This window comes from Sphingorhabdus sp. (assembly GCF_040079335.1).
Lineage (GTDB): Bacteria > Pseudomonadota > Alphaproteobacteria > Sphingomonadales > Sphingomonadaceae > Sphingorhabdus_B.
Genome location: NZ_JBEBKL010000040.1, coordinates 1 through 26,967 on the forward strand (window position 1 = coordinate 1; position 26,967 = coordinate 26,967).

Annotated in this window: 29 protein-coding genes; 24 read left to right on the plus strand and 5 right to left on the minus strand. The window is 59.0% G+C overall.

Annotated features, from left to right (window positions below; all coding sequences use genetic code 11):
- Positions 1 to 108 precede the first annotated feature (108 nt).
- Positions 109 to 1,023 (minus strand): LysR family transcriptional regulator, encoded by a 915-nt coding sequence (locus ABL922_RS10995; protein WP_349024258.1) that lies wholly within the window; start codon positions 1,021 to 1,023, stop codon positions 109 to 111.
- A gap of 494 nt (positions 1,024 to 1,517) precedes the next feature.
- On the opposite strand from ABL922_RS10995, the gene ABL922_RS11000 reads away from it, so the two are divergent.
- The 10 genes from ABL922_RS11000 to ABL922_RS11045 all read left to right on the plus strand — a co-directional run bounded on the left by ABL922_RS11000 (position 1,518) and on the right by ABL922_RS11045 (position 10,247).
- Positions 1,518 to 3,095 (plus strand): M23 family metallopeptidase, encoded by a 1,578-nt coding sequence (locus tag ABL922_RS11000; protein WP_349024259.1) that lies wholly within the window; start codon positions 1,518 to 1,520, stop codon positions 3,093 to 3,095.
- A gap of 39 nt (positions 3,096 to 3,134) precedes the next feature.
- The gene (gene hemB, locus ABL922_RS11005) at positions 3,135 to 4,130 is read left to right on the plus strand and encodes a porphobilinogen synthase (protein ID WP_349024260.1); all 996 of its coding nucleotides are present in this window, start codon (positions 3,135 to 3,137) and stop codon (positions 4,128 to 4,130) included.
- 54 nt (positions 4,131 to 4,184) lie between these two features.
- Positions 4,185 to 4,658, plus strand: a complete 474-nt coding sequence (locus ABL922_RS11010) for a GxxExxY protein (RefSeq protein WP_349024261.1) — start codon at positions 4,185 to 4,187, stop codon at positions 4,656 to 4,658.
- Positions 4,651 to 5,208: a GNAT family N-acetyltransferase gene (locus ABL922_RS11015; protein WP_349024262.1), complete on the plus strand. Its 558-nt coding sequence runs from the start codon at positions 4,651 to 4,653 to the stop codon at positions 5,206 to 5,208. The genes ABL922_RS11010 and ABL922_RS11015 overlap by 8 nt, the downstream gene beginning before the upstream one ends.
- A gap of 203 nt (positions 5,209 to 5,411) precedes the next feature.
- Positions 5,412 to 6,068 carry a DUF4240 domain-containing protein gene (locus ABL922_RS11020; protein WP_349024263.1) on the plus strand — a complete coding sequence of 219 codons (657 nt, stop codon included), beginning with the start codon at positions 5,412 to 5,414 and terminating at the stop codon, positions 6,066 to 6,068.
- A gap of 380 nt (positions 6,069 to 6,448) precedes the next feature.
- A complete protein-coding gene (locus tag ABL922_RS11025; protein WP_349024264.1) occupies positions 6,449 to 6,568 on the plus strand; it encodes a GNAT family N-acetyltransferase in 120 nt (39 codons plus the stop codon).
- Positions 6,568 to 7,008: a GNAT family N-acetyltransferase gene (locus tag ABL922_RS11030; RefSeq protein WP_349024265.1), complete on the plus strand. Its 441-nt coding sequence runs from the start codon at positions 6,568 to 6,570 to the stop codon at positions 7,006 to 7,008. The genes ABL922_RS11025 and ABL922_RS11030 overlap by 1 nt, the downstream gene beginning before the upstream one ends.
- 6 nt (positions 7,009 to 7,014) lie before the next feature.
- The gene (locus tag ABL922_RS11035) at positions 7,015 to 9,258 is read left to right on the plus strand and encodes a fused MFS/spermidine synthase (RefSeq protein ID WP_349024266.1); all 2,244 of its coding nucleotides are present in this window, start codon (positions 7,015 to 7,017) and stop codon (positions 9,256 to 9,258) included.
- Entirely contained in the window at positions 9,258 to 9,818 is a 561-nt protein-coding gene (locus ABL922_RS11040; RefSeq protein ID WP_349024286.1) for a gamma carbonic anhydrase family protein, read from the plus strand. The genes ABL922_RS11035 and ABL922_RS11040 overlap by 1 nt, the downstream gene beginning before the upstream one ends.
- Positions 9,819 to 9,854: 36 nt before the next feature.
- On the plus strand, positions 9,855 to 10,247 hold the full coding sequence (locus ABL922_RS11045; RefSeq protein WP_349024267.1) for a GxxExxY protein: 393 nt from the start codon (positions 9,855 to 9,857) through the stop codon (positions 10,245 to 10,247).
- A 31-nt stretch (positions 10,248 to 10,278) separates the two neighbouring features.
- On the opposite strand, the gene ABL922_RS11050 is transcribed toward ABL922_RS11045, so the two are convergent.
- Positions 10,279 to 12,384, minus strand: a complete 2,106-nt coding sequence (locus ABL922_RS11050) for a TonB-dependent siderophore receptor (RefSeq protein ID WP_349024268.1) — start codon at positions 12,382 to 12,384, stop codon at positions 10,279 to 10,281.
- 140 nt (positions 12,385 to 12,524) lie between these two features.
- On the opposite strand from ABL922_RS11050, the gene ABL922_RS11055 reads away from it, so the two are divergent.
- On the plus strand, positions 12,525 to 12,872 hold the full coding sequence (locus ABL922_RS11055) for an ArsC/Spx/MgsR family protein (RefSeq protein ID WP_349024269.1): 348 nt from the start codon (positions 12,525 to 12,527) through the stop codon (positions 12,870 to 12,872).
- Between the two features lie 31 nt (positions 12,873 to 12,903).
- Complete coding sequence (locus tag ABL922_RS11060; RefSeq protein WP_349024270.1) at positions 12,904 to 13,872, plus strand: alpha/beta hydrolase; 969 nt, start codon at positions 12,904 to 12,906, stop codon at positions 13,870 to 13,872.
- Here the strand turns inward: ABL922_RS11060 and ABL922_RS11065 are convergent, their stop codons facing one another.
- Both ABL922_RS11065 and ABL922_RS11070 read right to left on the minus strand, forming a co-directional pair.
- Positions 13,873 to 16,230, minus strand: a complete 2,358-nt coding sequence (locus tag ABL922_RS11065; protein ID WP_349024271.1) for an EAL domain-containing protein — start codon at positions 16,228 to 16,230, stop codon at positions 13,873 to 13,875.
- Positions 16,231 to 16,301: 71 nt separating this feature from the next.
- Complete coding sequence (locus ABL922_RS11070) at positions 16,302 to 18,026, minus strand: fatty acyl-AMP ligase (protein ID WP_349024272.1); 1,725 nt, start codon at positions 18,024 to 18,026, stop codon at positions 16,302 to 16,304.
- A 91-nt stretch (positions 18,027 to 18,117) separates the two neighbouring features.
- On the opposite strand from ABL922_RS11070, the gene ABL922_RS11075 reads away from it, so the two are divergent.
- Positions 18,118 to 18,651, plus strand: coding sequence for a regulatory protein RecX (locus tag ABL922_RS11075; RefSeq protein ID WP_349024273.1), 534 nt, complete (start codon positions 18,118 to 18,120; stop codon positions 18,649 to 18,651).
- Between the two features lie 4 nt (positions 18,652 to 18,655).
- The gene (locus ABL922_RS11080; protein ID WP_349024274.1) at positions 18,656 to 19,297 is read left to right on the plus strand and encodes a peptidylprolyl isomerase; all 642 of its coding nucleotides are present in this window, start codon (positions 18,656 to 18,658) and stop codon (positions 19,295 to 19,297) included.
- A gap of 88 nt (positions 19,298 to 19,385) precedes the next feature.
- Here ABL922_RS11080 and ABL922_RS11085 read toward each other — a convergent pair whose 3' ends face one another.
- Positions 19,386 to 20,894 (minus strand): YifB family Mg chelatase-like AAA ATPase, encoded by a 1,509-nt coding sequence (locus tag ABL922_RS11085; RefSeq protein ID WP_349024275.1) that lies wholly within the window; start codon positions 20,892 to 20,894, stop codon positions 19,386 to 19,388.
- Positions 20,895 to 21,055: 161 nt separating this feature from the next.
- Between ABL922_RS11085 and ABL922_RS11090 the strand changes: the two genes are divergently transcribed.
- From ABL922_RS11090 to ABL922_RS11135, 10 genes are all read left to right on the plus strand, one after another.
- On the plus strand, positions 21,056 to 21,775 hold the full coding sequence (locus ABL922_RS11090; RefSeq protein WP_349024276.1) for a hypothetical protein: 720 nt from the start codon (positions 21,056 to 21,058) through the stop codon (positions 21,773 to 21,775).
- 48 nt (positions 21,776 to 21,823) lie between these two features.
- Positions 21,824 to 22,312: a GNAT family N-acetyltransferase gene (locus ABL922_RS11095; protein WP_349024277.1), complete on the plus strand. Its 489-nt coding sequence runs from the start codon at positions 21,824 to 21,826 to the stop codon at positions 22,310 to 22,312.
- Between the two features lie 83 nt (positions 22,313 to 22,395).
- A complete protein-coding gene (locus ABL922_RS11100) occupies positions 22,396 to 23,025 on the plus strand; it encodes a TetR/AcrR family transcriptional regulator (RefSeq protein ID WP_349024278.1) in 630 nt (209 codons plus the stop codon).
- The gene (locus tag ABL922_RS11105) at positions 23,022 to 23,432 is read left to right on the plus strand and encodes a VOC family protein (protein WP_349024279.1); all 411 of its coding nucleotides are present in this window, start codon (positions 23,022 to 23,024) and stop codon (positions 23,430 to 23,432) included. Before ABL922_RS11100 ends, ABL922_RS11105 begins: the two co-directional genes overlap by 4 nt.
- A gap of 35 nt (positions 23,433 to 23,467) precedes the next feature.
- On the plus strand, positions 23,468 to 23,851 hold the full coding sequence (locus ABL922_RS11110; protein WP_349024280.1) for a DUF1428 domain-containing protein: 384 nt from the start codon (positions 23,468 to 23,470) through the stop codon (positions 23,849 to 23,851).
- 11 nt (positions 23,852 to 23,862) lie between these two features.
- Positions 23,863 to 24,648, plus strand: a complete 786-nt coding sequence (locus tag ABL922_RS11115; RefSeq protein WP_349024281.1) for a VOC family protein — start codon at positions 23,863 to 23,865, stop codon at positions 24,646 to 24,648.
- A gap of 13 nt (positions 24,649 to 24,661) precedes the next feature.
- A complete protein-coding gene (locus tag ABL922_RS11120; RefSeq protein ID WP_349024282.1) occupies positions 24,662 to 25,087 on the plus strand; it encodes a sugar transporter in 426 nt (141 codons plus the stop codon).
- A 10-nt stretch (positions 25,088 to 25,097) separates the two neighbouring features.
- Positions 25,098 to 25,580, plus strand: coding sequence for a VOC family protein (locus ABL922_RS11125; protein WP_349024283.1), 483 nt, complete (start codon positions 25,098 to 25,100; stop codon positions 25,578 to 25,580).
- Complete coding sequence (locus ABL922_RS11130) at positions 25,577 to 26,239, plus strand: glutathione S-transferase family protein (protein WP_349024284.1); 663 nt, start codon at positions 25,577 to 25,579, stop codon at positions 26,237 to 26,239. Before ABL922_RS11125 ends, ABL922_RS11130 begins: the two co-directional genes overlap by 4 nt.
- Before the next feature lie 11 nt (positions 26,240 to 26,250).
- Positions 26,251 to 26,709, plus strand: coding sequence for an SRPBCC domain-containing protein (locus tag ABL922_RS11135; protein WP_349024285.1), 459 nt, complete (start codon positions 26,251 to 26,253; stop codon positions 26,707 to 26,709).
- Positions 26,710 to 26,967 lie beyond the last annotated feature (258 nt).

Consider the following 26,967-nt stretch of genomic DNA (forward strand, 5'->3'; position numbering starts at 1 on the left):
GTTGCGGGGTGGCGGGGACTATCTCTTGGGCCATTGCCTTTTCCTTCATGCACGAAAAGGCTAGGCAGTTATGCCATCAGGGGGTGTGTAGGACAGCGGTTTTTTTGATCAGGCGGCGTCGGCTATCCGGTAGCGCGCTTCGGTCTCGGCCACCGACTGGCGGACGAAATCGCCGATATGATCGAGCAGTGCGCGGATGTGCGGTTGTTGGCGCCCCGATGCGCTCGATACCAGCCAGCCGGGGGTGGTGAGCTCCGGAATCGGCGGGAAGAGGCGGACGAGGCTGCTGTGCGTATCGCCGATCAGGCAGGGCATGACCGCGGCGCCCATCCCTGCCCTTGCCGCAGAGATCACGGCGGAGAGCGTGTTGGCGCGGTGGACGATCTGCATTTCGGGGCCGAGGCTGGTCACCCAGCGTTCGATCTGCCCGACGCCGGGGCCGGCAAAGCTGATGAAGGGGAAGCGGGTGAGCCCGTCATAGCTGTTGGGAAAGCCCAGTTGCTCGGCCAGATCGCGGTGGACATAGACGCTTTCGTGCAGTTCGACGATGCGGCGGATGATCAGGCTTTCGTCTTGCGGCGGGTTGCCGAAACGGATTGCGATATCCGCCTCCCCCCGCGCAATATCGAGCGCGCGGTCGTCCACGATGATCTCCGCAACCACGGCGGGGTGTTTGGCGCGGAAGGCGGCGATTGCAGGCATCAGCCAGACATTGGCGGCGGACTCGACCGTAGTGAGGCGGACGGTGCCACTTAAGCGACGCCCTTCGGCAGCGACGCTGCTTTGCAATGCCTCGACCTCGCGCTCGACGCTTTCGGCATGCGGCAGCATCGCTTGCCCCCTGACCGAGAGCGTATAGCCGCTGGGGCTGCGCACAAAGAGCGGGGTGCCGAGGGCTTCCTCCAGCATGGTGATGCGGCGCGAGACGGTGGCCTGCGCGACCTTCAGGCTGCGCCCCGCGGCGAGCGTGCTGCCCGTGCGCGCAACGGCGAGGAAAAAGCGCAGGTCGTTCCAATCGAACATGCAGTCCATATAGCATCGGGCTATTCATTTTTGAATAACCGTTCGCCGAAAGAAATGCTCACACCCGCGCAAGTTTATATCTATCTAGGGGTCATCAGGAAAACACCCTCTCCCCCCGTTTCCTGAAAGAACAAAAGCATAAAAGGAAAAGACAATGACTTATGACTATCGCCTGCGTTCCGCCGTTGCCGCCGTTTTTGCGACCGCATCGACCTTCCTCTTCGCGCTGACCACGATAACCGGACAAGCCGGACTGGTCGGGGCGCTGTAAGGAATGACGCAAAAAACCCCTTTCCTCTCCCCGGAAAAAAGAAGAGCCCGACGTTGATGCGCCGGGCTCTTTTTATATGGTCCGAAGCTCATCGCCCGATTTACACCCTTCACCGCAGGTAAACGTGCTTGCCCTTGGTCTTAATTTGACTTTAACCCTGTCTCGTTACTAACCGTTCGGCAAGAAAGCCCGACCGGAGCGAGACGGGGGAATAAGGGTCCTAGTGTTCGGCAAGAAAGAATCTGGTTTTGCCGCTGTCGGCAACGGCGGTGAGGTGATAATTGCCGACGCGATGGTTCAACCTTTGCGTAGCCTGCCCCTGCCCGATTGGCGCGAGAAACTCGCCGTGATCGATTGGGTTCCCGATTTGGGCGAAGATATCGGCTCGCTGCGCTGGTTCCGTGGCCTTGGCACCCTGACACTACTGACCGTTGGCGCGCTTTCGCTGGTTCCCGAATTCGGCCCCGTTTATGGCGCGCAGGCCCCGATGCCCTCGGGTGCGCAGCTTGAGGAAGCCCGCGCGCAGATGATCATGCCGATCGCTTATGGCAGCGATACCGGAAGGCGTATGGCCGCGAATGACAGCGTCCGCGCACTCGCCGCCAGCCCCGAACGCCCGCGCATCGAACTCACTGCCACGCTCGGTCGGGGAGACAGTTTCGCCCGCGTGCTGCAGCGCGCCGGTGTCGGCAGCGGTGATGTCGACCGCGTCCTTGGCCTTGTCAGCAGCGCAACCCGCCTCACTGACATCGAACCGGGAACGCCGGTGGCGATCGTTCTCGGGCGGCGCACCTCGAAGAACAGCGCGCGTCCGCTCGAAAGTCTCGATTTCCGGGCAAGGTTCGACCTGAAGCTTGCCGTGAACCGCAGCGAAAGCGGCGCATTGTCGCTCAACCGCCAGCCGATCTTGGTTGATACCACCCCGCTGCGCATTCGCGGCGTCGTCGGCCAGAGCCTGTACCGCTCCGCCCGTGCGGCAGGGGCGCCGGCAGAAGCTGTGCAGAATTTCCTCAAGATCATCGCCAGCCGCGCTTCGCTGAACAATATTGCCGCCGATGACGAATTCGACCTTGTCGTCGATTACAAACGCGCCGCGACGGGCGAAGTGCTTGTCGGCGACCTGTTATTCGCAGGCATTGATCGCGGTGGCAAACCGCGCATCCAGATGCTCAAATGGAACAATGGCGATAGCAGCCAATGGTTTGAAGCCTCTGGCGTCGGCGAATCGCGCGGGCAGCTCAGCCGCCCGGTCAATGGCGGGGTCAGCTCTGGCTTCGGCATGCGCCGCCACCCGATCCTCGGCTATAAACGCATGCACAGCGGGCTCGACTTCAAGGCTGGCTATGGCGCGCCGATCTTCGCCGCAACCAATGGTGTAATCGCATATGCCGGACGCAAGGGCGGCTATGGCAATTTCGTCCAGATCAATCATGGCGGAGGCATCGCCACCGGCTATGCGCATATGAGCCGCATTGCAGCCTCCCCGGGGCAGCGCGTCCGGCAGGGGCAGATTATCGGCTATGTCGGCTCCACCGGCCTGTCGACCGGCCCGCATTTGCATTACGAACTCTATCGCGACGGCCGCCCGGTCAACCCGCTGTCGATCACCTTCACCCAGCGCGCCCAGCTTTCGGGCGGCGATCTTTCACGCTTTAAGGGCGAATTGGCGCGCTTAAAGGCGGTGAAGCCCGGTGCCGCGCTCGCCCCCCTCCCCGCCGCATCGCGCCGCACCGACGAGCCACAGCGCGAGATTGACCGGCTTTCGGCGGCGAAAGTTGGACCTGTCCGGCCGACAGGTTAAGCCGTTGAGCGCAACAGCTTCGTCCGCTAGGAACCGGCAATGACACAAAGCTATCCCAACACCCGCCTGCGCCGCAGCCGTACCACACCTTGGAGCCGCGCGATGGTGCGCGAAACGCTGCTGACGCCCGCCGACCTGATTTGGCCGCTGTTCATTACCGAGGGTGAGGCGGTGGAGGAACCCATAAGCTCGCTCCCCGGCGTGTCGCGCTGGTCGGTCGACCAGATCGTGGTGCGTGCAAAAGAAGCGATTGATCTCGGTATCCCCTGCATAGCGTTATTCCCGAATACGCAAGCCGATCGGCGCAGCGACGATGGCGCGGAGGCGCTCAATCCCGACAATTTGATGTGCCGCGCGATCCGGACGATCAAGCAGGCGCACGGTGACGCAATCGGCATCCTCACCGACGTCGCGCTCGACCCCTATACCAGCCACGGACAGGACGGTCTGATCGACGATGCGGGCTATGTGCTCAACGACGATACGGTCGGCGTGCTGGTCGATCAGGCGGTCAATCAGGCTAGGGCTGGCGCGGATATCATCGCGCCGAGCGACATGATGGACGGCCGCATCGGCGCGATCCGCCGCGCGCTCGAAATGGACGGGCATGTGAATGTCCAGATCATGAGCTATGCCGCCAAATATGCGAGCGCATTCTATGGCCCCTTCCGCGATGCCGTAGGTTCGCGCGGGCTGCTGAAGGGGGACAAGAAAAGCTACCAGATGGATCCCGCGAACAGCGACGAGGCCTTGCGCGAAGTCGCGATCGACATCGCCGAGGGTGCGGACAGCGTGATGGTGAAGCCCGGCCTGCCCTATCTTGATATCATACGTCGTTTGAAAGATAACTTCCAAGTTCCTGTTTTTGCTTATCAGGTTTCAGGCGAATATGCGATGATCGAAGCCGCAGCGGCGGCTGGTGCCGGAGACCGCGACGCCCTCGTCCTCGAAACCCTCACCGCCTTCAAGCGTGCGGGATGTTCGGGAGTGCTGACCTATCATGCGGCGCATGCAGCGCGGTTGTTGCAGCGTTAGAAATATTTCACGCGAAGAGCGCGAAGGTGCGAAGATTCGCGAAGGGGGGTTGCGATGGACGTAGAGCAATTGTCGGCGATCGCGGTCGATTGTGGCTTGAAGGTCCACAAAGATTTGGGTCTTGGGATGCTGGAGTCAGCTTACGAAGCCGTATTGGCGCGTCTCTTGATGAAAAGAGGACTTTCTGTCGAAAGACAGAAAGTCATTCCAATTTCCTATGATGGTTTGATCATCGAACAGGGATTCCGGGCTGACCTGATCGTTGAAGATATGCTGTTGATCGAATTGAAAACGGTTGAAAAACTGTCGCTCGTGCATGCCAGGCAAGTCAGAACATACCTGAAATTTACTGGCCTGCATGTCGGCCTTTTAATGAATTTCTCGACCGAAAAATTCACAGATGGTTTGAAGCGGATCGTCAACAACCACGTGGCAACCCAAAACTCGCTTCTCAATATCAACCAAACCCCTTCGCGTTCCTTCGCTCCTTCGCGGCCTTCGCGTGAAATCAAAAATCCCAATGCCTGAAATAATCGCCGAAACAGCCCGCCTCATCGTCCGTACCGAAGCCCCTGGCGATCTTGATCGCTGGATGGAGGTTATGAATACGCCCGCCGTGCGTAAACATCTGGGTGGGGTTCAGGAACGGCATGAGGTCGAAGCTGGCTTTGCGCGCAAGGCGGCGGGCATCGCCAAGGACGGCTATAGTTTCTGGCACCTGCAAACCAAGGACGACGGCCAACTGATCGGCCAATGCGGTTTCGGCCCAATCGAAGTCGATGCGGCGGCGCCCTTGTTGCAAGGCCAGATGCAAGTTGGTTGGAGCATCGCCGAAAGCCACTGGCGCAAAGGCTTTGCGATGGAGGCTGCGCGCGCGGTGATCGAACTCGCCTTCACCCGCCACGGCCTCGACCAACTGTACGCCCAGACCAGTAACGCCAATGTCGCGTCATGGCAGATGATGGAAAAACTCGGCATGGAGCGGGTGCGCGAGCTAGATTATATCGATCCAGAATATCCGCCTGAAGAAAACCCGACGATTGTTTATCGGTTGACCCGCGAGAAGTGGTACGCGTAGCGTCGTGCAAATATGGCAGGAATGTTGGCGGGTGCGGACTGGCGGGTTTTGATAAGCATTGATGGAAAGCTGCCACTTGTTTATCCTATGCCGGAACGGCGTTAAACGGCCTAATAGCGGTCACGCGGTCGCTTACGCTTCCGATAAACACGTCATTGCGCGACAGACACTTTTTTGCAGGTAGGCGGTCTAAGGAGTGCGACTTGAAAACGTTGATCACATGCGGGCTTGTGCTGGTGGCTCTTATGTTCGTCGCCGCCCGAGCATTTGGCGGTGGGATGACTGATACCCGCTCGAGTGGTCGCACGCCTGCTGCCGTAGTTGTCGGGTCAGGCCCTCTTACCGAAAAGAATTTTTGGGATTTGATAGACCATTCTGCGGCGTTGGAGGCGAATCCTGACGCACAATTGGCTGATCTACGAGCCTCCCTTAGCGGCTTATCTGCTTCGCAAATCGCGGATTTCGAGCGTATGTTTGATGAATCAATGCGTCGGTCATATTCGTGGGACTTATGGGGCGCTGCCTTTCTGGCAAACGGCGGAGCATCAGATGATGGCTTCGAGTATTTTCGTTGCTGGTTGATATCGAAGGGGCGGACCGTCTTCCATAAAGTATTGGCCAGCCCAGACAACTTAGCTAATCTCTTGGCTCCGGGTAGCGCAGGCGATTTTGAGTTTGAGGAGTTCGCATACGTAGCGCGTGAAGCTTGGCAAGCAAAGACAGGGCGAGACTGGAGTGACATGCCGGTGATCGCAAACATGGCATATGACAAACAGCCAAGTGGCGAGACATTCAGTGAAGACCCCGCCGACCTTGCCAATCGCTACCCTAAATTGTGGAAACGGTTTGGCCGCTGGTAGGGGTGCGGTCTGACACCGGAGGCGGCACATTCTGAAAGCGGGCTGTCGGCTGGGCACCAGATGTTGCCGTATCTTTGAACCGACTGCTCATCGAAAAAGGTCTGCTTTTAGCGGTCCCGATTTCATGAATGAACGACCGAAATCTTGTCGGGATCGGACATCCCTCAACGACATCGCCCCGTGCTTGACACGGGGCTTGGCTTTTCCTTGTCAGGTTCTTGCCAAACTTCGCCTAGGCCCGCATCAAGTGCGGGCCTACGATAGAAGTTGAAGTCCAACGTTAAGGAGAATTTCGGGTAGCTGTGACGACCGGAATCCTATCGATTGCAACAATCATGCCCCCCTAGCCCCAATCGCTCAAACCCTTTACAGCCAGTTTCATGCCCGAATTCCGCATCGAAACCCCTCGCCTCATCCTCCGCCAGTGGCGCGAAGAGGATATCGATCCGTTCCACGCCATCTGTTCCGACCCCGTCGTGATGGAAACGCTGGGCCCTTGATGTCGCGCGATGAGGTCGCGGCTCTGGTGGCGCGGATGTACCGGATGCAGGTCGAAGACGGCCATTGCTTCTGGGCGATGGAGCGCAAGGAGGATGGGCAGCTGATCGGCTGGTGCGGGATTATTCGCGGGCGGCCGGGCACCTCGATCGACGGCAAGCCCGAGGCGGGCTGGCGGATGACGCCTTCGGCATGGGGCAAGGGCTATGTCACCGAGGCCGCGGTCGCATCGGTGCAATGGGCGTTCGACAATCTGTCCGACGACGCGGTCTGGGCGATCACCAACACCGACAATCGCCGCAGCCGCGCGGTGATGGAGCGGATCGGGATGGTTTATGACCCTGCGCTCGATTTCGATCATCCGCAGGTCGCCGCCGACAGCCCCTTGCTAAGGCATGTAACTTATCGCATTGACCGTATGGATTGGGGCCAAGGGGGATAGAGCGGGATGAGCGAAGCAAGCGGAATGCGCGGACGGGGGCTTTTCGTCCTTACCATTTTCACCGGCAGCTTCCTGCTCTTCCTTGTCCAGCCGATGGTTGCGCGCATGGCACTGCCCCGGCTGGGCGGCGCGCCCGCGGTTTGGAACAGCGCGATGCTGGTCTATCAGGCGCTGCTGCTCGCGGGCTATGCCTATGCGCACCGGCTATCGCGCGAGGCACCGAAACGGCAGGCAGGTGTGCATCTGGCAGTGCTGATCGCTGCAGCCTTATGGCTTCCCATCAGTCTCGCGAGTTTTGCCATCCCGGCTGATGGTTCGCCTATTTTCTGGGTGCCGTGGTTGCTGCTCGCTTCGATAGGGCCACTATTCTTTGCTGTCGCAGCCCAAGCCCCGCTGATGCAGCGCTGGTTCGGCCTCGCGGGCAATAGCGGTGAACCCTATGCGCTCTACGCCGCCTCCAACCTGGGCAGCTTTGGCGGGCTCATCGCCTATCCTTTGCTGGTCGAGCCCATCCTGCCGATCAAGGCACAGACATGGGTGTGGAGCGGGCTCTATGCCCTGCTCTTCCTGCTCGTGCTGGTCTGTGCGCGGGCAATCTGGTCAGGCAGAAACATCACGAGCGAGGCAGCCGCGCCCGCAAGCGCAGCACCCATAAGCTGGCGGCAGCGGCTCTACTGGATCGCTCTTTCGGCGGTGCCTTCAGGCCTGATGCTCTCAACCACATCCCACCTGACGACCGACCTGATGGCGATGCCGCTGATCTGGGTGATCCCGCTCGGGCTCTATTTGCTGAGCTTCTCGGTGGCATTTGCGGATTATCGCCTCCCCGCCGACATATTGAGCCGCATCGCCCCTGCCATTCTGGTTGTTGGCGGCGCATCGGTGTTCATGATCTGGGGCAAGGCCGCCTATAATGGACTTATCGTCAGCGTCAGCCTGTTGTTCGTGCTTGCGGTGGCGCTGCATGCCGAAATGTATCGCACCCGCCCCGATGCTTCGCGCCTCACCGAATTCTATCTGATGATGTCGATTGGCGGGGTGATCGGCGGCTTTTTCTGCGCGATCGTCGCACCCCTGCTGTTCAACTGGACGTGGGAGCATCCGATCCTGCTGATCGCCGCTGCATTGCTGTTGCCGCAATTGCGCCTGTTTTCGCTGGGCGAGGAGGCGACGTTCGGGCAAAGAGGCTGGACTATCGCGACGCTGGTGATCGCTATCGCCGCGCTCGCGATCGGGCTGTATATCGGGATGACCTTTCCGACCGAAGGAAGTCAGCTGAAGACCGCGTTGATCGCCATCATCCTGATCGCCGGTCTGGTCGTGACCGGTCGGCGCATTGCGTTCGCACTGGCGGTGATGGCGGCAATGCTGGGCAATGGGGGCTGGGATAATGTCGAGTTGAGCAGCAGCGGCGCCCGCCTGCGCAGCTATTTCGGCACTTATACGATAAATCAAAGCGAAGATGCCAGTGTGCGCTGGCTGAGCCATGGTACAACGATGCACGGCATGCAGTTGCGTGATCAGCCGACCTTACCGGTGAGCTACTATGGGGCGACATCGGGCGTCGGCTTGGCCTGGCAACGTGCCGAAGAACTCTATGGTGCTGGCGCGACCTTGGGGGTTGTAGGGCTCGGCACTGGCACACTCGCCTGCTATAAAAAGCCCGAGCAGATTTTGCACTATTTCGAAATCGACCCGCTGATGGTCGAAATAGCACGCGACCGGAAGATATTCAGCTTCCTCGAAAAATGCGCACCAGATACCCAAATGCATCTGGGCGATGCGCGGCTGACGCTGGCGCAGCAACCAGCGGGTACGTTCGACATGCTCGCTATCGACGCCTTTTCCTCGGACTCTATCCCGCTCCACCTGCTGACCAAAGAGGCGTTTGAAGTTTATCGTCGCGCGCTCAAGCCAGATGGGCTTTTGCTGGTGCATATCTCGAACCGGCATTTTGACCTCAATCCCGTGATCGCGGCGGAGGCGGCATCGGGCAAATGGTTTGCCGCGCTGCGTCATGACAGCCCGCCAACTGCGTCGGTTGATCAGGGCATGCGCCCATCGCAATGGATCGCGATGAGCCCCGATGCCGGGAAACTGGCGCAACTGACCGGCATTGTTTATGAAAAGCGCCCGGCCTTTTTCTATCCGGACCGCTGGATAAAGCTGAAACCGCCCCGCGCTGACGACCGTTGGACCGACGATTATGCTTCGGTCCTGCCCTATCTGTCTTTCTGGAAGATTTTGTGATGATCCACCGACCCGATGTTTCGATAATTTCCATCCACGGCAAGACGCCGCAGATCGACGACAGCGCCTTTATCGCACCCGGCTGCCGGATCATCGGCGACGTGACAGTCGGGCCGGAGGCGAGCATCTGGTATAATTGCGTGCTCCGCGCCGATGTCAGCCGCATCGTGATAGGTGCGCGCACCAACATCCAGGATGGCAGCGTCGTCCATTGCGATGGCCCCAAGCCCGGTGAACCCGAATGTCCGACGCTGATCGGCGACGATGTGCTGATTGGCCATATGGCGATGGTACATGGCTGCACGATCAAGAACCGTGGCTTTATCGGCCTAGGCGCGATTATCATGAATGGCTGCACGGTCGAGGAAGACGGCATGCTCGGCGCCGGCGCGCTCTTGCCCGAAGGCAAAACCATCGGGCCCAAGGAGCTATGGGTCGGTCGCCCGGCCAAGCTGGTACGTGAATTGCCCGAGCCGGCCCTCATCGGCATGCGCATGGGCGTGGCGCATTATGTCAAAAACGGGAAGGCACACGCCAAGGCGGTGGCGGGCGTCGAATAGTTTCACGCAAAGACGCGAAGGCGCGAAGGAGGCAGCTTGGATATCGAAGAACTGGCTGCAATCACCGTCGATTGCGGATTTCACATTCACAAGGAAATCGGGCCCGGATTGCTCGAGTCTGCTTATGAAATCATTCTTGCGGACAGCCTCGCTTCGCGAGGCATTAAAGTTGATCGGCAAAGGCCGATTGATATTGTTTTTCAGGGAAGAACTCTGCCCGAATGCTTTCGGGTAGACCTGCTGGTCGAGAACTGCCTTATAGTCGAATTGAAATCGATTGAGAGGCTTGCACCTGTACACAGCAAACAGGTGCTCACCTATCTCCGTTTGATGAAGCTCCCGCTCGGCCTTCTCATGAACTTTGGCGGAGCCACTTTCAAAGAAGGCATCAAACGGATTTCAAACGGGCATAACCTCTTGGCGCCTTAGCGTCTTTGCGTGAAACTAATCCAATCCTGCCCTAGAACTTCACCCTAACCGTCACCCGGCCGTTGATCGGGCCGCCGGGGGTGATGTTGTTGTTGTTATGCGCGTCGGCGAAATAGTTGGCGTCGAACAGATTCTCGACATTCGCCTGCAACTGCACCTTTTCGCTGACATTGTAGAACAACGCGGCATCGACGCGGGTGAAGCCGGGCAGTTTGGTCGTCGTGGCGCTGGTGCGGATCGCGGCGAACTGGCTCGATTGGTGTATCACGCCAAGGCCAACACCCAGGGCATCGCTGACATCATAGCGGTTCCACAGGCTGAACTGGTGCTTGGGCAGTTGCCCCAGCCGGACACTGTCATTGCCGCGCAGTGTGCCATCCTGATAGGTGTAGCCCGCACTCATCTGCCAGTCGGGCAGCACCCGTCCGGTGAGTGCCAGTTCAAGGCCCTTGGTGCGCGTTCTGCCGACATTGATGCTCACCAGCGGATTGGCCGGATCGGGGGTGGTCGCGTTGCTGCGATCGAGCTGGAACAAGGCGGCGGTGACGTTCAGATTGGGCAGAATATCCCATTTCGCGCCGAGCTCGTAATTGGTGAACTTTTCGGGCGCGAGATTTTCCTGCGTCGCGGTCAGCGAGACAAACTGGTCACCCGAACGCGGCAGGAAGGAGCGGCTGAAACTCGAATAAATCGAGACATTTTCCTGCGGCTTCCAGATCAGGCCGAAACGCGGGCTAACTTTGTCATCGCTGCGCGCAAAGGGGCGGTCGACGGCAGGGATGAAGTCGATGCCATCGATCTCGAAATGGTCATAGCGCAGGCCGACGACGATATCGAAATGTTCGCCGATGCCGATCTGGTCCTGCGCATAGGCAGAGAAGAATTCGACGTCTGACACAGTGTTGCGCGATGGCGTCGTGAAGACGACCGACGGATAGACAGGATTGGTCAGACTGAAGATATTGCCCGAGCTGAAGGTCCGGTTGAAACGCATATTGCGCGTTTTCTGGTCACCATATTCGATGCCAAAGAGCAGCTTGTGCTCCAATGCGCCGGTTTCGATATCCCAGATCAGATTGGCCTGCCCGATCAGGTTTTCGCGCTTGGTCGGGTCTGAATAGGCCTCAAGCGTCACGGTATTTGTCGCGGATACCGTGCTGTTAGCATAGGCGTTGACGTAGAGTTTATCGTAATCGCCATAGAGCAAAGTGCTGGTGAACTTCAGATTATCCGCCAACTGACCGTCGAGACGCAGCTTGGCGATATGCGCCTCCAGCGTCGTGCGGTTGATGCCGGGGATGCCAAAGAACAGGCGATCATAGCCGCGAACCGGGGTGTTCGGCTGCCCTGCTACGGTCGCGATGGACGGCACGCCACGATCGGGCACGCGATCATCATGCACATATTCGTAAGAGAGCCCCAGCTTCCAGTCGTCACTCAGATCGACCGCGAGATAGGGGTTCCATGCATAGCGCTCACCATCGACAAAGGCGCGGTCGCTCTCCATTTTCTCATAGGTGGCGTTCAGGCGGATGGCAGCCTTGCTTCCCAGCGGCGCATTGAGATCGGCGGACAGATCCCAGCCGCCAATACTGTTGAGGCTGGCACGCGCGGCACCGAAAGTCTCGTCGGCGATCGGGGCTTTCTGCACACGGTTGATGATCCCGCCACCACCGCCACGTCCGAAGATCAGTGCATAGGGGCCCTTTAGAATTTCGACGCGCTCCACATTATAGAGACCGCGATAATATTGCACGTCATCGCGCACGCCATCGAGGAAGAAATCGGCGGTCGTATTCTGGCCGCGCAGGGTGATCTGGTCACGGTTGCCCTCGCCCTGCCCTACCGTTGCGCCCGGAACATAGCGCAGCACTTCGCCAAGATTATATTGCGCCTGATCGTCGAGTTGTTCGCGGGTGACGACATGGATAGTCTGGGGAACGTCTAGGATCGGGGTATTGGTCTTGGTTGCCGTGACGATATCCTGGGCGACATAGCCCGTGCTGGCGCCCGTGACGATGATCGAACGGCAATCCTCGCACTGTTCATCGCCTCCCACATATTCGCCCGCAAATGCCGGCACCGCCATTGCCATCGAAACTGCCAGTGCCGAAATTTCGGAAACGCCGATTTTCATTCAAATTGATCCTTTGTTAAGAATGATTCTCAACATTCGCTCGCTCCACTATTGCGAATCGTTATCATGTGCAATTGCAAAATCGACGGTCGGTTGAACTTTTTCACAGACGCCATAGATAGGAGGTGAAGGAGCTAGTCGTGAAAGCAACCATCTGGCACAATCCGGACTGTGGAACCTCGCGCAAGACGCTGGCCATATTGCAAGAAGCACCGGGCATAAATCTGACTGTCATCGAATATAAGAAGGTGCCGTTCGATAGGGCAAAGCTGGTGCAGCTGTTCCGCGATGCGGGCCTTACTCCGCGCGAGGCGCTGCGAACACGCGGATCGCGTGCCGAAGAATTGGGTTTGATCAATGGCGGCGAAAACCAGCGCATCCTTGACGAAATGGCGAGGGACGCCATCCTCGTCGAGCGCCCCTTTGTCGAAACCGAAAAGGGCGTGCGACTATGCAGGCCACAGGAAATAGTGCACGAAATACTATAAACGACGTGCGGCAATTGGAAGGGAAACGGGAATGCGCAAATTTCTCAAATGGTTCGCGATCATCGTGCTGGTCTTGGTCGCAGCATTGTTTGCATGGGGCTATGCGCCGGACATTCCAGCAAAGGAACTGCGCGCCAAATATGCCAATGCAGAATCCGAATTTGTCGATCTGGGCGATGGTCTGACCGTCCATCTGCGCGACGAAGGCCCGAAGGATGCCCCTGCCCTGATCCTGCTCCACGGATCGAACGCGTCGCTACACACATGGCAGCAGTGGGTCGACCGGCTGGGCAAGGACTATCGCATCATCCGCTATGACCAGCCCGGACATGGCCTCACCGGCCCGCATCCGAAGGATGATTATACGGCAAAAGCCTTCGTCGATGTTGTCGACCAGGTAGCCAAGAACCGCGGACTGACCAAATTTTATCTCGGCGGCAACAGCATGGGCGGATGGGTGACGCATGAATATGCAAAGGCGCATCCGGAAAAGCTGCAGGGTATCATTCTGGTCGACGCTGGCGGAGCGCCAGATTCGCAACCCAAATCGCTGCCGGTCGGATTCCGCATCGCCCGCATGCCGGTACTGAACCAGCTGGCTCGCATTATCACGCCGCGAAGCATGGTCGAAAAATCTCTACGTCAAAGCGTCAGCAATGCAGCGGTCGTTACCCCCACCGAGGTTGACGAATATTGGGAACTGCTCCGGCATCCGGGCAATCGCGAGGCAACCGGCAAACGCTTTGCCCTGTATAGCAACCGAAATACGCAAACTGCGGTTTCAGACGCCACCCGCAAGGTGCCTGCGCTGATATTGTGGGGCGATGAAGACAAGCTAATCCCCGTGGACGCAGCCAAATGGTTCCAGTCGACCTACACCGGCAATGTCACGCACATCTACAAGGGCATCGGTCACATGCCGATGGAGGAAAGCGCAGACAAAAGCGCCGAAGATGTGCGTAACTGGCTTAAAGCCCGGACATCCACTCAGGCTGATTAATCAGGCAACGCCGCGACTGACGGCGGCTTTCTGGAACAGCTCGCAGGCATCCAGAAACACCATCGGGCGTCCGAAATAATAGCCCTGAATCTTGTCGCAGCCGAATTGCTGGATCATTGCCAGTTCGGTTTCATTCTCGACACCCTCTGCGGTGGTCGCGATATCGAGCGCGTCGGCCATCGCGACGACGGCGCGGATAATTGCGACGCATTCGGCCTTGCCCTTGGCAGCGCCCGTCACAAAGCTGCGATCGACCTTGATCGTATCGAACCGGATATTGCTGAGATAGCCGAGCGACGAATATCCGGTTCCGAAATCATCAAGCGACAGTTTGATGCCCAGCTTGCGCAAGCGGTCGAGCACTTGCACCGCCAAGCCACCATCGCGCACAAAGATGCTTTCGGTCACTTCGAGTTCCAACCGCCAGGCGGGCAGACCCGTGTCATGCAGCGCCTGCACCACCGATTCAACAAAGCCCTGGCTGGTCAGCTGGTCGACGGAGACATTCACCGCGACCTTGACTGTATCGGGCCATTTCATCGCATCGGCGCACGCCTTTCGCAGCACCCAATTACCAATCGGCACGATCAGGCGCGCGTCTTCGGCGACCGGAATGAATTTGGCTGGCGACACAAGTCCGAATTTCGGGTTGTTCCAGCGCAACAAGGCTTCAAATCCGGTGATGCCATGTTCGCCATTGGCCTCGACAACTGGCTGATATTCGATATGAAACTGGTTGCCTTCCAGCGCATTGCGCAACTCGAATTCGAGCACGCGCTTTTCTTCGGCATTGGCATGCAGCTTGTGCTGATAGCTGTGGTGCGTGCTGCCACCATCTTCTTTGGAACGATAAAGTGCAAGATCCGCGCTGCGCATCAGCAGTTCGACGGTGCGTCCGTCCATCGGCCCCACTGCACTGCCCACACTCGCACCGATAAAGAGTGTGTTCTGGTCAACCTCATAGGGTTTGGACAGCGTGTCGATGATATTCTGCGCAACCGAGGCGACGTAAACCGCGTCCGAGGCGTCTTTCAGAACAACCGCAAATTCGTCACCTCCGAGGCGCCCGCACAATTCGTTTGCGGACATGATCATCTTCAAACGCTTTGCCACTTGCGCCAATAAGCGATCGCCGACCGGGTGACCGAGTGTATCGTTGACAGCCTTGAAACGATCAAGGTCGATCATCATGAAGCCGCAGCGGCGACGCCATTGATCGGCGTCGGCCAGCGCCTGGCCCAATGCTTCGGTGAGTTGCAGGCGGTTCGGCAAGCCGGTGAGCGTGTCGAAACGCGCAAGGTGCGAGATTTTTTCCGCAGACTCACGCTGTTCGGTGCAGTCGGAACCGACGCCGCGGAAACCAAGGAAAGCACCGCTTTCTGACTGGCGCGGCGATGCGGACAATTCCCACCAGCGACGAACGCCATTGATCGTAACCGGAACGATCAGGTTGGAAAAGGGTTCACGCCGTTTCAGCCTTTCGGCAAGTTCGTGCAGCGCCTCGGGATATCGGCCGGTTTCCCAGCTGTCGCCAGCGATCAATTTGAGCAAAGGCTGACCTTCGATCGCCTTCGGATCTTGCTCCAAGGCATAGGCGAAGCGTGGGCTGGTATGCGTTACACAGCGCGCCGTGTCGGTCTGCCATAGCCAGTCGGCACCGCTATCTTCGAATTCGCGCAGCAGCAGGCTGACCGTTTCGGACTTTTCGTGCAGCACATTGCTGGCCAGCTCATACAGCACCTGCGCCTTTGCACTGCGCATAACGCCAAAGATCATCAGCGTGCCCAAAGCAGCATTGGCCAATGCCAGATAATATTCGCCATGCAACACCCAACCGACAAATCCGCCGAGGGTAGCGATTGCGATGAAGGCTGTCGCCGCGATCGGCAGGCTGGGTATCACCATCGAGGCATATACCATCATCGCAAGACTGACCGACCATATACCAAGCCATTGCGCCATCGCGCCATAACTGCCCAGAAATGGCAGGGCAGAACCCCAGATCACACCGCTAATGCCGGCGTTACGTCCCATCTCCAGAAAGTCGTGACGCGTAGCGCGACGACCGGCCGAGATGCCTTTGTTACGCAACGCAGTGTACCAGATCACATTATAGGCAACCAAAGCACCTACCCAGGAGACGATCGCCCAAACAGGCGCCGAACCGAAACTGATCGCCAGGACAAGCACCGCACAAAACAGGTTGGTCGCCACATGAATCGCACTGCGGTCGCGTATCGATCGCGCCTGAATTTCTTCAAGCTGCACGGCTTCCATGCCGCCCGGGGTTGCAAAGCCCAAAAGCGCCATCGCGGAAATATCGCTGGGCAGGTCGGTTCTTGAATCTTGTTTGCTCACGCTTTCCGCATAACGCCAGAAACTTACTGAATCGTAAGCGCCGCGTTCAGGAAATCTGCCTGCGATAAATTTCAGGCAGCGATAGCGTAAGGCTGGATTTCACCCGAGAGATAAAGGTTGCGCGCCTTGGCCCGGCTGAGCTTGCCCGAGCTGGTGCGCGGCAAGGTGCGCGGCGGCACCAGTTCGACGACGCAGTTCATGCCTGTTACCGAGCGGACCTTGTCCTTGATCTGTTCACGCAATTTGGCGCGTTCGGCTTCGTCCGACGTGCGGCACTGGACAAGAACGGCAGGGGTTTCTTCGCCCCCATTGCTCACCGAAAAAGCCGCAATGTCGCCAGCTTTGAAGCCTGGCAGCTGTTCGACCGCCCATTCAATATCCTGCGGCCAGTAATTCTTGCCATTGATGATGATCATATCCTTGGCGCGGCCAACTATATATATGTAACCATTGGACATATATCCCATATCGCCGGTATCGAGCCAGCCGTCCTTCATACAGGCCTCGGTTGACTCCGGATCGCGGAAATAGCCGACCATCAGCGACGGGCCGGTGCACCAGACCTTGCCGATCGTGCGGTCGGGCAGGATGCTGCCATCGGCATCGCGCACTTCGATGGTCATGTCCTTCACGGCTTTGCCGCAATTGACGATGGCGCGATAACGGGTCGGGCGGTCGGGCGAACCGGGTACGCCGGTCAGTTCGCTTTCCTCGACCAGTTCGACCTCAATCCCCTCACCCGGGGGCATGATTGAGACAGCAAGTGTCGCCTCAGCAAGGCCATAGCTGGGCAGGAACGCGCTCGCTTTGAAGCCCGCATCGCCGAACGCATCGACAAATGCCTGCATCACATCGGGGCGGATCATGTCTGCACCATTGCCGGCGAGTCGCCAATGGTTGAGCTTGAACCGCTCGGAAACATGCGTCTGGCTTGAAATGCGGCGTGCGCAAATATCATAGCCAAAGGTCGGCGAGTAACTGATCACCGTACCGTCGGCGCGGCTGACCATGTCGAGCCAAGCGAGCGGGCGGCGGGCGAAATCCTCGGTCTTCATATAATCGGTCGATACCTGGTTGGCGACGACAGACAGGAAGCATCCGACAAGGCCCATATCGTGATACCAGGGAAGCCAGGATACGCAGCGGTCCTGCGGCTTCAGTTCCATCCCGTGGCTGTGAGCTGACAGATTGTTGAGCAGCGCCTTATGCGTCACCGCAACGCCATGCGGGAATCGGGTCGAGCCACTCGAATATTGCAGATAGCAGATTTCGTCAGTAGTCGCTTGCGGCAGATCGGTCTTGAGTGCGATGCGATCGTTGAATTCGGCCCAATTCACACCTTCGACGCCACATTTGGTTGCGGCTTCACCCGCCATTTCAGCTAGTTCGGGTGGAAAAAACAGGATCGAGGGATCACAACTGTTCAACTGGACCGACAACTGGTCAATATAGCTTTCCTTGCCGCCAAAGCTGGTTGGCAACGGAAGCGGCACAGGCCACGCGCCGACATAGACACAGCCGAAGAAGAGTGCGGCAAATTCAGGCCCGGTTTCGGCGATCAGCGCGATGCGGTCTTCCTTTTTCACGCCGTGGCTGATCAGGCGATAGGCAACATCAAGCGCGTCGTCGCGCATCTTGCGAAATGGATAGGGCCGAGCCAGTTCGCCACGCATGTCGTGGAAATTGAGGCCGCGTGTGCCCTGCGCTGCATAATCCAGCGCTTCCCCCAATGTTGCAAAGTCTGAAAACCGGCGCTCCAGCGTGTCGCTGGAGGGCGTGGGTGTTAGACCTGTCATGTGCTTTCCCTTAATCTGGCGATCCCTTATCGAGCCGGTTTACACGACCTTTGGAGTTCAAATTTCGACCCGACTGTGGCAACAATGCGGCGTGGCAGATGAACCAAAATGGAACAAGGCTCCTAAGCCACTGAATCCAGTGAAGTTACGTGACTTGGCACTACACTATGTCGGTCGCTATGCCACTAGCCGGAAGAAGCTTTCCGACTATTTGAAGCGCAAAATGCGCGAACGTAGTTGGGAGGGCGAAAATCCCGCTGATCTGGAAGGCCTGATCGCTGATTTTGTCCGCCTCGGCTATATCGACGATGCAGCCTTTGCCGCAGCCAGAGCCCGAACGATGGCCGCACGCGGTCTGGGGCAGCGACGAGTGAACGAAGATCTGCGCGCCAAAGGCATTTCAGAAGCCGACGCGGGCGATGCACAGGCAGAAAGCGCTGCGCAAAAATGGCAGTCCGCCGAGCGTTTTGCCCAGCGCAAGCGGATCGGCCCCTATGCCAACGAACCTGCTTCGGAAGAGCAGAGGCGCAAGCAATTTAGCGCCTTCCTGCGCGCCGGGCATGATTTTGAAATCGCGCGCAAATTTGTTGCGGCTTTGCCCGGCGAGGATTTGGAGGCAGATTGAGGCAATGAACCGCCGATTCGTCCTCTCAGCCTTGCCGCTGCTCTTCGCCCTCACCGCCGCCACTCCTGCCAAAAAGGCAGCTCCGCCTGCACCGCTGCCCGATCAGGTGAAAGTGGTGCTGACGACCGAATTAGGGCCCATAGAGCTCGAACTCGATGCCAAACGTGCACCGATCGCGACGCGCAATTTCGTGCGCTATGTCGATCAAAAACGCTTTGACGGGATCACATTCTATCGCGCGATGAAACTGGCCTGGGGTGAACAGCCCAATGGCCTGATTCAGGCAGGCACCCGCGGCGACCCGAAACGCGATTTGCCGCCAATCGCGCATGAAACCACCGACCAGACGGGAATCCTGCATAAGGCGGGTGCAATCTCCATGGCGCGCTGGGCGCCGGGCACCGCAAAAGGCGATTTTTCGATCCTGCTGGCAGACATGCCTAGCCTTGACGCCGACCCTAAATCGACCGATCCCGAGGCCCGCGCGGGCTATACGGCTTTCGGGCGTGTGTCGGGCGGGATGGAGGTGGTGCGCAAGATATTCGACGCACCCATTTCCCCCACCCTTGGCGAAGGCGCGATGAAGGGGCAAATGATCGCAAAACCGGTCAAGGTGCTGACGGCGCGACGGGTTTTTACACCCTGAGCCAATACCGGCCTTCCCCTAGCGTGAGGGGAGTTAGGGCGCCCCTCAAAAGTCCCCCTCCCGCAAGCGGGAGGGGGATTTCGCTTGCTCAATTCCGCGGTGGTTGCCTGCGGTAGGATAGTGCCTCTGCCACGTGGATACGCCCGACAGTTGCGCATCCCGCCAGATCAGCAATCGTCCGCGCCACCCGCAAAATCCGCGTATAGCCGCGCGCCGAGAGCCGCATCGCTTCGCTGGCCTGGGCGAGCAACCGCTGGCCGGGTTCGTCGGGGGCGGCATGGGTTTCTAGCAATTCGCCATCAAGGCCAGCATTGGTGCGCATCGCCGTTCCTGCCAGCCTTTCGTTTTGCACCTGCCGTGCCGCTAGCACCCGCGCGGCGACCTGTTCGGAGCCTTCGGCTGGAGGTGGTAGAACAAGGTCGGCGGCGCTGACGGCCTCCACCTCGACATGCAGATCTATCCGGTCGAGCAGCGGCCCAGAAACCTTCGATTGATAATCCGCTGCACAACGCGGCGCGCGGCTGCAGGCCAAGGCGGCATCGCCCAAATGCCCACAGCGACAGGGGTTCATCGCTGCCACCAGTTGCACCCTTGCCGGAAAGGTCACATGGCTGTTCGCGCGCGCCACACTGACCTCGCCAGTTTCCAAGGGCTGGCGTAAACTATCGAGTACAACCCTCTGGAATTCTGGTAGTTCATCGAGGAAGAGAATGCCTAGATGTGCAAGACTTACCTCACCCGGACGGACCTTTAACCCACCCCCAACCAGCGCGGGCATTGAGGCGCTGTGATGCGGGCTGCGAAATGGACGGTTGCGCGAAATCCGCCCGCCTTCGAGCGAACCTGCAACCGACGCAATCATCGAAACCTCCAACGCCTCGGCGGGCGTCAGTTGGGGCAATATCCCCGGCAGGCAGGAGGCCAGCAGCGATTTGCCTGCCCCCGGCGGCCCAACCATCAGCAGATTATGCCCGCCCGCCGCAGCAATCTCCAGTGCCCGTTTTGCGATTTCCTGCCCCTTCACCTGCTTGAGATCGGGCCCGCGCACGGGAGCCTCGGCAATGCCCGGCTCCGGCGGGCGCAATATTCCCTGCCCTTTCAGATGGTTGAGCAGCGATAGCAGGTCGGGTGCTGCGATTACCTCGACCTGTCCAGCCCAGGCGGCCTCAGCACCCTGCATCGCCGGACAGATCAGCCCCATCAGCCGCCCTGAAGCATGCAGCGCTGCCAGCAGAACGCCGGGCGACGCAGCGACCCGGCCGTCCAGCCCCAGCTCCCCAACCACGACATAGTGCGACAGCGTCTCTGCATCGACCAGCCCCATCGCTGCCATCAACGCCAGCGCGATCGGCAAATCGTAATGCGAGCCTTCCTTGGGCAAATCGGCGGGCGAGAGGTTGATAGTGATCCGTTTGGGCGGCAGCGAAAGTCCCAATGCGGCGATTGCGGCGCGCACCCGTTCACGGCTTTCGGCAACCGCCTTGTCGGGCAGCCCGACGACGGCAAAACCAACCATGCCGGGCGCAATCTGGCACTGCACTTCGACAGCGCGGGCCTCAAGACCCAGATAGGCTACGGTAGAAACGATTGCGACCACGGCAAAGCAACTCCCTGAAACAGGTTCAAAAGTTGCGCCATTTTGGCCACCGCGCGCAGCCACCGGTTAGCATGAAATCGGGCGAAGGCAAATCATGCCTAAATTCCTTTTAACCCTTGCTGCAGAGGAAATCGCAATCCGCTCGCGCGCAAAGGGCACGCATGAAGACGAGAAAATTCCTTGAACAATTCGGCATGGCGACGCTGTTTGCGCTCGTCCTGATTGCGGCACCCGTGCGCGCTGCGACGCTGGAAACCGAGGAAATCGTCTATGAGGTCGAGGAGGTTGCCGCCGGCGACCAGCAAGAAGGCACGACCGAACGCTTCGTCGCCCAGCCATTTGGCGATATCGCGCCCAGCCGCACCCCGATCGCCAGTTTCGGACCGTTCCATATGGTTGCGCCTGATCGCGCCGAACTGATCGGCAGCGTCGAGAGCGAAACGCCCGCGCAATTTGCGGCTCTTCTCCGCGCTTTCCCTGCGCTCAAGCAGATCGATATGGTCGACTGTCCAGGCACCGGCGACGATGGAGCCAATCTTGCGCTCGCCCGCATGGTGCGGCGTCATGGCGTCATGACTTATGTGCCTGAAGGCGGCTCGGTCCGTTCCGGCGGGGTCGAGCTGTTTCTAGCGGGCGCCCGGCGCCGTGCCGCGCCCACCGCCGAATTTGCCGTCCACAGCTGGCGCGACGAGGATGGCTACGAGGCGAGTGATTTCGCTGCAGACGATCCGGTGCACCAAGAATATATCGCCTTTTACCGCGAAATGGGTCTAAGCGAGGGCGAGGCGCGCAACTTCTACGCGATGACCAACAGTGCGCCGCACGACGACGCGCTGTATCTCAACAGCCGCGATCTGGCGCGCTATGTAAGGCTCGACTGAGTTTCTGCCGCTTGATCAGGCGCCACATTTTCCCTTAAGCCCGACGGCATGGGGGCAACTTCGATCCAGTTCAGGCATGACCGGCGACTAGGCGACGACCAGTTGATCGTTGACCTGCACCGGCTGGGCTATGCCATCGAAGGCGACCGCTTCGGTGAAACCTTTTGCGACTTTGTTGCCGAAACCGTTGCCGAGGCGCAGCTAGATAAACGCAACCGCAGTCGGGTCTGGTTTGCGGAACTGGAAGGCAAAGCAGTCGGCTGCTCGGCATTGGTTGACCGCGGCGAAGTTGGCCAATTACGCTGGGTGGTGCTACTCCCCGAAGCACGCGGCATCGGTGCAGGCCAAAAGCTTGTCGACCTTGCGCTCGAACATTCGCGAACCAGCGGCCACGACGAAGTCTTCCTCGAAACCACCGATGGCCTCGCCTCCTCAATGGCGCTTTACGAGAAACTCGGCTTTCAGACGAGCGATGCCCATGTCGAACGGCTCTGGCATGGTGATGGCGTGCACATCACCATGACTCTTAAACTCTAAAGCCAGACTCATCGATGCGCTGAATACGCGCGTCAATGCACAGCATTTGACAAACATACCGACTGGTCGGTAATGTTTATTTCATGTCGAGTCGAAACGCCTCTGCTCCGCGTCCATCCGCACGATCAAAGCTGATCGATGCAGCGCATTTGCTGGTGCGCAGGCAAGGCTATGCCGCGACCTCGGTGGATCAGATTTGCGCAGCTGCGGGCGTATCGAAGGGCGCCTTCTTCCATCATTTCGCTTCGAAAGAAGAATTGGGGGTGGCAGCTGCCGAACAATGGACCGCGCGCGCCGACGAACTGATCTTCACTCTGCCCCCCTGGGTGCGGATCGAAGACCCGCTCGAACGTCTCCTCGCACATATCGATTTTCGCCTGTTCATGCTGGAAGGCCCCACAGAGGGCTTCACTTGCTTCGTCGGCACGATGGTGCAGGAAAGCTTTGCCAGCAGCGAAGCACTGCGCGCTGCGAGCGATGCCAGCATCAGCGCCTATTGCGAACGGCTGGCCGTGGATATCGAAGCGGCCATCGCGCGGTATGGAAACCACGACGATGTTTCGGCTATAAGCCTTGCCTACCACATTCAGGCGGTGCTGCAGGGTGGGTTCATCATCGCCAAGGCCAGAAACAGCCCGAAGGAGGCGCGCGACAGTGTGCTGCACCTCAAACGCTACATAAAAATGCTGTTCGATAGAGGAGAACCCAGATGAGCAAGATGATTTTCGTCAACCTGCCGGTGGCAGACCTGCCCAAGGCGATGGCCTTTTACAGCGCATTGGGTTTCACCAACAATCCGCATTTCACCGATGAAACCGCCGCCTGCATGGTGTGGGACGAAGGCATTCATGTGATGTTGCTCACCCACGCGAAATGGGGTGGTTTCACGACAAGGCCGATCTGCTCTGCAGGGTCGAGCGAGGTCGCACTCGCGATCAATTTCGACAGCCGCGACGAGGTTGACAGGATCATCGCCGCCGCTGCCGCGCATGGCGGCGTGGCGGACATCAATCCGCCCGAGGATCATGGCTTTATTTACCAGCGCAGCCTGACCGATCCTGACGGCCATGTCTGGGAGCCGTTCTGGATGGATCCCGCAGCCGTGCCGCCCAGCGACTAAACAAGCGACAAGGGGGCGATTGGAGGAGAGAGCAAATGAGTTACATCGACGGTTTCGTGATCGCCTGCCCCAAGGCGAACAGGGAGAAATTCATCGCACACGCCAAGATGGGCGACAGTGTCTTTATGGACCTGGGCGCTCTGCGCGTGGTCGAATGCTGGGGCGAGGATATTCAGGATGGTCACACCACCGATTTCCGCATGGCGGTGAAAGCCGAAGCCGATGAGGAGGTGCTGTTCAGCTGGATTGAGTGGCCCGACAAGGCGACCCGCGACGCCGCCTTTGCCAAGATGACCGAATGGATGGAAGACCCATCCAAGGCCGACCCGCGGATGGACCCCACAAAGAACCCGATGCCGTTTGACGGCAAGCGGATGATCTTTGGCGGATTCACACCAATTGTTGAACTCAAAGCCTGAAAGGACGGATCATGACGACATTGCAGGGAAGCTGGATCTGGTACGAATTGATGACCGCCGATTTCAGCGGTTCGAAAGCCTTTTACGAGGCGGTTGTCCCTGGCTGGTTGATAAGCGCTGGACCGTCAGAGTCCAATGGTTATGGCTTCATCGCAAATGCCGATGGCGGGATGACTGGCGGAGTGCTGACGCTGACCGCTGAAATGTCCGAGCACGGCGCCCGCCCCAGCTGGCTGGGCTATATCGGTGTCGACGATACCGATGCCAGCGTTGCTGCGATTGAGGCAGCAGGTGGCAAATGCCTGATGCCCGCGCGCGATGTGCCGATGGCAGGGCGCATAGCGATGGTCGCCGACTGCTGCGGAAGCCCCTTTTATGTCATGACACCGACACCGCCGCCGGGTGGCGGTGAGAGCACCGCCTTTTCGACCAGTCTGCAGGGCCGCTGTTCGTGGAACGAGCTATATGCGGGCAATCAAGCCAACGCACTGGCTTTCTATACCCAATTGTTCGGCTGGACGCTGCCCGAGCCGATGGACATGGGCCCGATGGGCACATATCAGTTTATTGACCATGAAGGTGGCGGCGTCGGCGCGATAATGCAGGTGCCCCAAGGCGCTCCGACAGGCTGGGCGCATTATTTCCGTGTCTCCTCGATAACCAAGGCCCATGCAGCCATAACAGCCCATGGCGGGCAAGTGATCAACGGGCCGATGGAAGTACCCGGCAATGACTGGATCGTGCAGGGCATTGACCCGCAGGGTGCGCTATTCTCGCTTGTTGGCGGCAAAGGTTGAGGGAAATAAGACAATGGAAAGCAATGCACCACGCTGGCTGACAATCGCTGGCATATTGTCCCTATTGTGGAACCTGATGGGCGTCTGGTCGTTCGTCACCAACTGGCAGTTGAGCAAAACCGACTACGCTGGCCTGCCCGAAGTCCAGCGCGAGTTGTGGAACGCGATGCCGACATGGACATGGATTGCCTTTGCCGTGGCCGTGGGCTGCGGAACGGCAGGCGCAATCGCGCTGTTGCTGCGCAAACGTTTGGCGACGCCGTTGTTCCTCGTCAGCTTCGTTGCCATCATCTTCCAGTTCAGCTGGCCGATCTTTATGACCGACGCTTATTCCAAAATGGGCGCGGAACTGGTTACATTTCCAGCGATACTGGCGTTGATGGGGGCGCTTCAATTCTATCTTGCCCGCCGCTGGGCGTCGCGTGGCTGGCTGAAGTGAGGAGAGCAACATGACAACCGCCAAAAACACCATTTGCCTGTGGTACGACAAAGACGCCGAAGCCGCCGCCAACTTCTACGCCGCAACCTTTCCCGATAGCGCGGTCACGGCGGTCCACCGCGCACCCGGCGATTTTCCCGGGGGTATGGCAGGCGATGTGCTGACTGTGCAGTTCACCGTCTGCGGCATCCCCTGCATCGGCCTCAACGGCGGCCCGATTTTTCCGCATAGCGAGGCCTTTTCCTTCCAGATTGCGACCGACACGCAGGACGAGACAGATCGGTACTGGAACGCCATTGTCGGCAATGGCGGCGCGGAAAGTGCCTGCGGCTGGTGCAAGGATAAATGGGGTCTCAACTGGCAAATCACGCCACGTGTCTTGACCGAAGCAATGGCCGCAGGCGGCGAAGTCGCGCAGCGGGCATTTGCGGCGATGATGACGATGCACAAGATCGACCATGCTGAGATAGAAGCAGCGGTAAGCGGCGCATGAGCAGGATCCTCTATGGCCACTCCTTTTCCAGCTACACATGGAAAGCGCTGATCCCTCTTTACGAGAAGGGTCTGGATTTTGAGTTCCGCATCCTTGACGATGCCCATCCGGAACATTGGGAGCAATTGCGCGCACACTGGAAGCGCGGGCAAATGCCGGTGCTCGACGATGGCGGGCACGGCGTTGCCGAAAGTTCGATCATCATCGAATATCTGGATATCGCCTACCCAGAAACATTGCGGATGATCCCCGACGACCGCGAAGCCGCGTTAAAAGTGCGCCTGTTGGACCGCGTGTTCGATTGCCATCTGGAAGCCAGCTTTCAGGCGGCGGTGTCCGAATATATTCCGTTCATCACTGAAACGCCTGATCCCGTGCGCGTCGAACGGGCCAGAGCGACTCTATCGTCTATCTATCCCTGGCTCGAATCTGTGTTGCCCGAAGATGGCTGGGCCTGCGGCGGCGAGTTTTCGATGGCCGATTGTTCGGGCGCACCCGCTCTGTTTTACGCAGACTGGACGCAGCCCATTCCCGACGAGTGCAAAAAACTCAAAGCCTATCGCGCCCGCTTGCTCGCTCACCCCTCGGTTGCGCGCTGCGTCGAGGATGCTCGCCCTTACCGCGCATATTTCCCCCTCGGCGCGCCTGACAGAGATTGAAGGATATGATTATGACAGCAACCGAAGAAAATGGCTGGGAGCTCTCGATCAGCCGCTTCATTAAAGCGCCGCCGCCAAAGGTCTGGGACATTATGACCAACCGGATCAACGACTGGTGGTGCCCCAAGCCGTGGCGCGCCGAGTTTGACAAGCTGGAACGCCGCGCGGGCGGCGCGTCCTCCTGCACCATGTTTGGCCCCGAAGGCGAGGTGCACCCGCACCCCGGCACCGTGCTGGCATGGGATGAGGGGAAGCGATTTGCCTTCACCGATGCAGTGGTCGGCGACCTGATGCCTGCCGGTCCGTTCATGATCGGTATTTGGTCGATTGAGGCCGAAGGCGATGGCACGCGCTATACAGCGCTGTGCCGCCACTGGACCGAAGATGATTGCAAGCGCCACGCCGAAATGGGCTTTGTCGACGGCTGGGGTGCCTGTGCGGATCAATTGGTGGAGATGTGTGAGGGGTAAAATAAAACGTCGCCCCTGCGCAGGCAGGGGCCCATGTAGTTTTACTCAACCCCTTTTGTATGGACTTCCACCGGCCCAAGCCTTCGCTGGGGCGACAGATGCTTGCAATGGCAAGTTCGCAGCCCCACATCCGCTCCATGGCCACGCGCAAACTCTCCGATAACCGCTCCTTCCAATGGGCGATGATCGTAATCGGCTGGTTCCTGATGGTCCTCGCACCGCTGATCGGCTGGCTGCCGGGACCGGGCGGGTTGATCC

Excerpts from the sequence above, each read along its gene's own strand:
- ABL922_RS11100 (WP_349024278.1), top strand. The coding sequence starts at position 22,396 with ATGTCGAGTCGAAACGCCTCTGCTCCGCGTCCATCCGCACGATCAAAG.
- ABL922_RS11025 (WP_349024264.1), top strand. The coding sequence starts at position 6,449 with ATGCCCGAATTCCGCATCGAAACCCCTCGCCTCATCCTCCGCCAGTGG.
- ABL922_RS11070 (WP_349024272.1), bottom strand. The coding sequence starts at position 18,026 with ATGACAGGTCTAACACCCACGCCCTCCAGCGACACGCTGGAGCGCCGG.
- ABL922_RS11030 (WP_349024265.1), top strand. The coding sequence starts at position 6,568 with ATGTCGCGCGATGAGGTCGCGGCTCTGGTGGCGCGGATGTACCGGATG.
- ABL922_RS11135 (WP_349024285.1), top strand. The coding sequence starts at position 26,251 with ATGACAGCAACCGAAGAAAATGGCTGGGAGCTCTCGATCAGCCGCTTC.
- ABL922_RS11060 (WP_349024270.1), top strand. The coding sequence starts at position 12,904 with ATGCGCAAATTTCTCAAATGGTTCGCGATCATCGTGCTGGTCTTGGTC.
- ABL922_RS11105 (WP_349024279.1), top strand. The coding sequence starts at position 23,022 with ATGAGCAAGATGATTTTCGTCAACCTGCCGGTGGCAGACCTGCCCAAG.
- ABL922_RS11125 (WP_349024283.1), top strand. The coding sequence starts at position 25,098 with ATGACAACCGCCAAAAACACCATTTGCCTGTGGTACGACAAAGACGCC.
- ABL922_RS11110 (WP_349024280.1), top strand. The coding sequence starts at position 23,468 with ATGAGTTACATCGACGGTTTCGTGATCGCCTGCCCCAAGGCGAACAGG.
- ABL922_RS11080 (WP_349024274.1), top strand. The coding sequence starts at position 18,656 with ATGAACCGCCGATTCGTCCTCTCAGCCTTGCCGCTGCTCTTCGCCCTC.
- ABL922_RS11090 (WP_349024276.1), top strand. The coding sequence starts at position 21,056 with ATGAAGACGAGAAAATTCCTTGAACAATTCGGCATGGCGACGCTGTTT.
- ABL922_RS10995 (WP_349024258.1), bottom strand. The coding sequence starts at position 1,023 with ATGTTCGATTGGAACGACCTGCGCTTTTTCCTCGCCGTTGCGCGCACG.
- hemB (WP_349024260.1), top strand. The coding sequence starts at position 3,135 with ATGACACAAAGCTATCCCAACACCCGCCTGCGCCGCAGCCGTACCACA.
- ABL922_RS11010 (WP_349024261.1), top strand. The coding sequence starts at position 4,185 with ATGGACGTAGAGCAATTGTCGGCGATCGCGGTCGATTGTGGCTTGAAG.
- ABL922_RS11035 (WP_349024266.1), top strand. The coding sequence starts at position 7,015 with ATGAGCGAAGCAAGCGGAATGCGCGGACGGGGGCTTTTCGTCCTTACC.
- ABL922_RS11040 (WP_349024286.1), top strand. The coding sequence starts at position 9,258 with ATGATCCACCGACCCGATGTTTCGATAATTTCCATCCACGGCAAGACG.
- ABL922_RS11120 (WP_349024282.1), top strand. The coding sequence starts at position 24,662 with ATGGAAAGCAATGCACCACGCTGGCTGACAATCGCTGGCATATTGTCC.
- ABL922_RS11050 (WP_349024268.1), bottom strand. The coding sequence starts at position 12,384 with ATGAAAATCGGCGTTTCCGAAATTTCGGCACTGGCAGTTTCGATGGCA.
- ABL922_RS11130 (WP_349024284.1), top strand. The coding sequence starts at position 25,577 with ATGAGCAGGATCCTCTATGGCCACTCCTTTTCCAGCTACACATGGAAA.
- ABL922_RS11015 (WP_349024262.1), top strand. The coding sequence starts at position 4,651 with ATGCCTGAAATAATCGCCGAAACAGCCCGCCTCATCGTCCGTACCGAA.
- ABL922_RS11095 (WP_349024277.1), top strand. The coding sequence starts at position 21,824 with ATGGGGGCAACTTCGATCCAGTTCAGGCATGACCGGCGACTAGGCGAC.
- ABL922_RS11115 (WP_349024281.1), top strand. The coding sequence starts at position 23,863 with ATGACGACATTGCAGGGAAGCTGGATCTGGTACGAATTGATGACCGCC.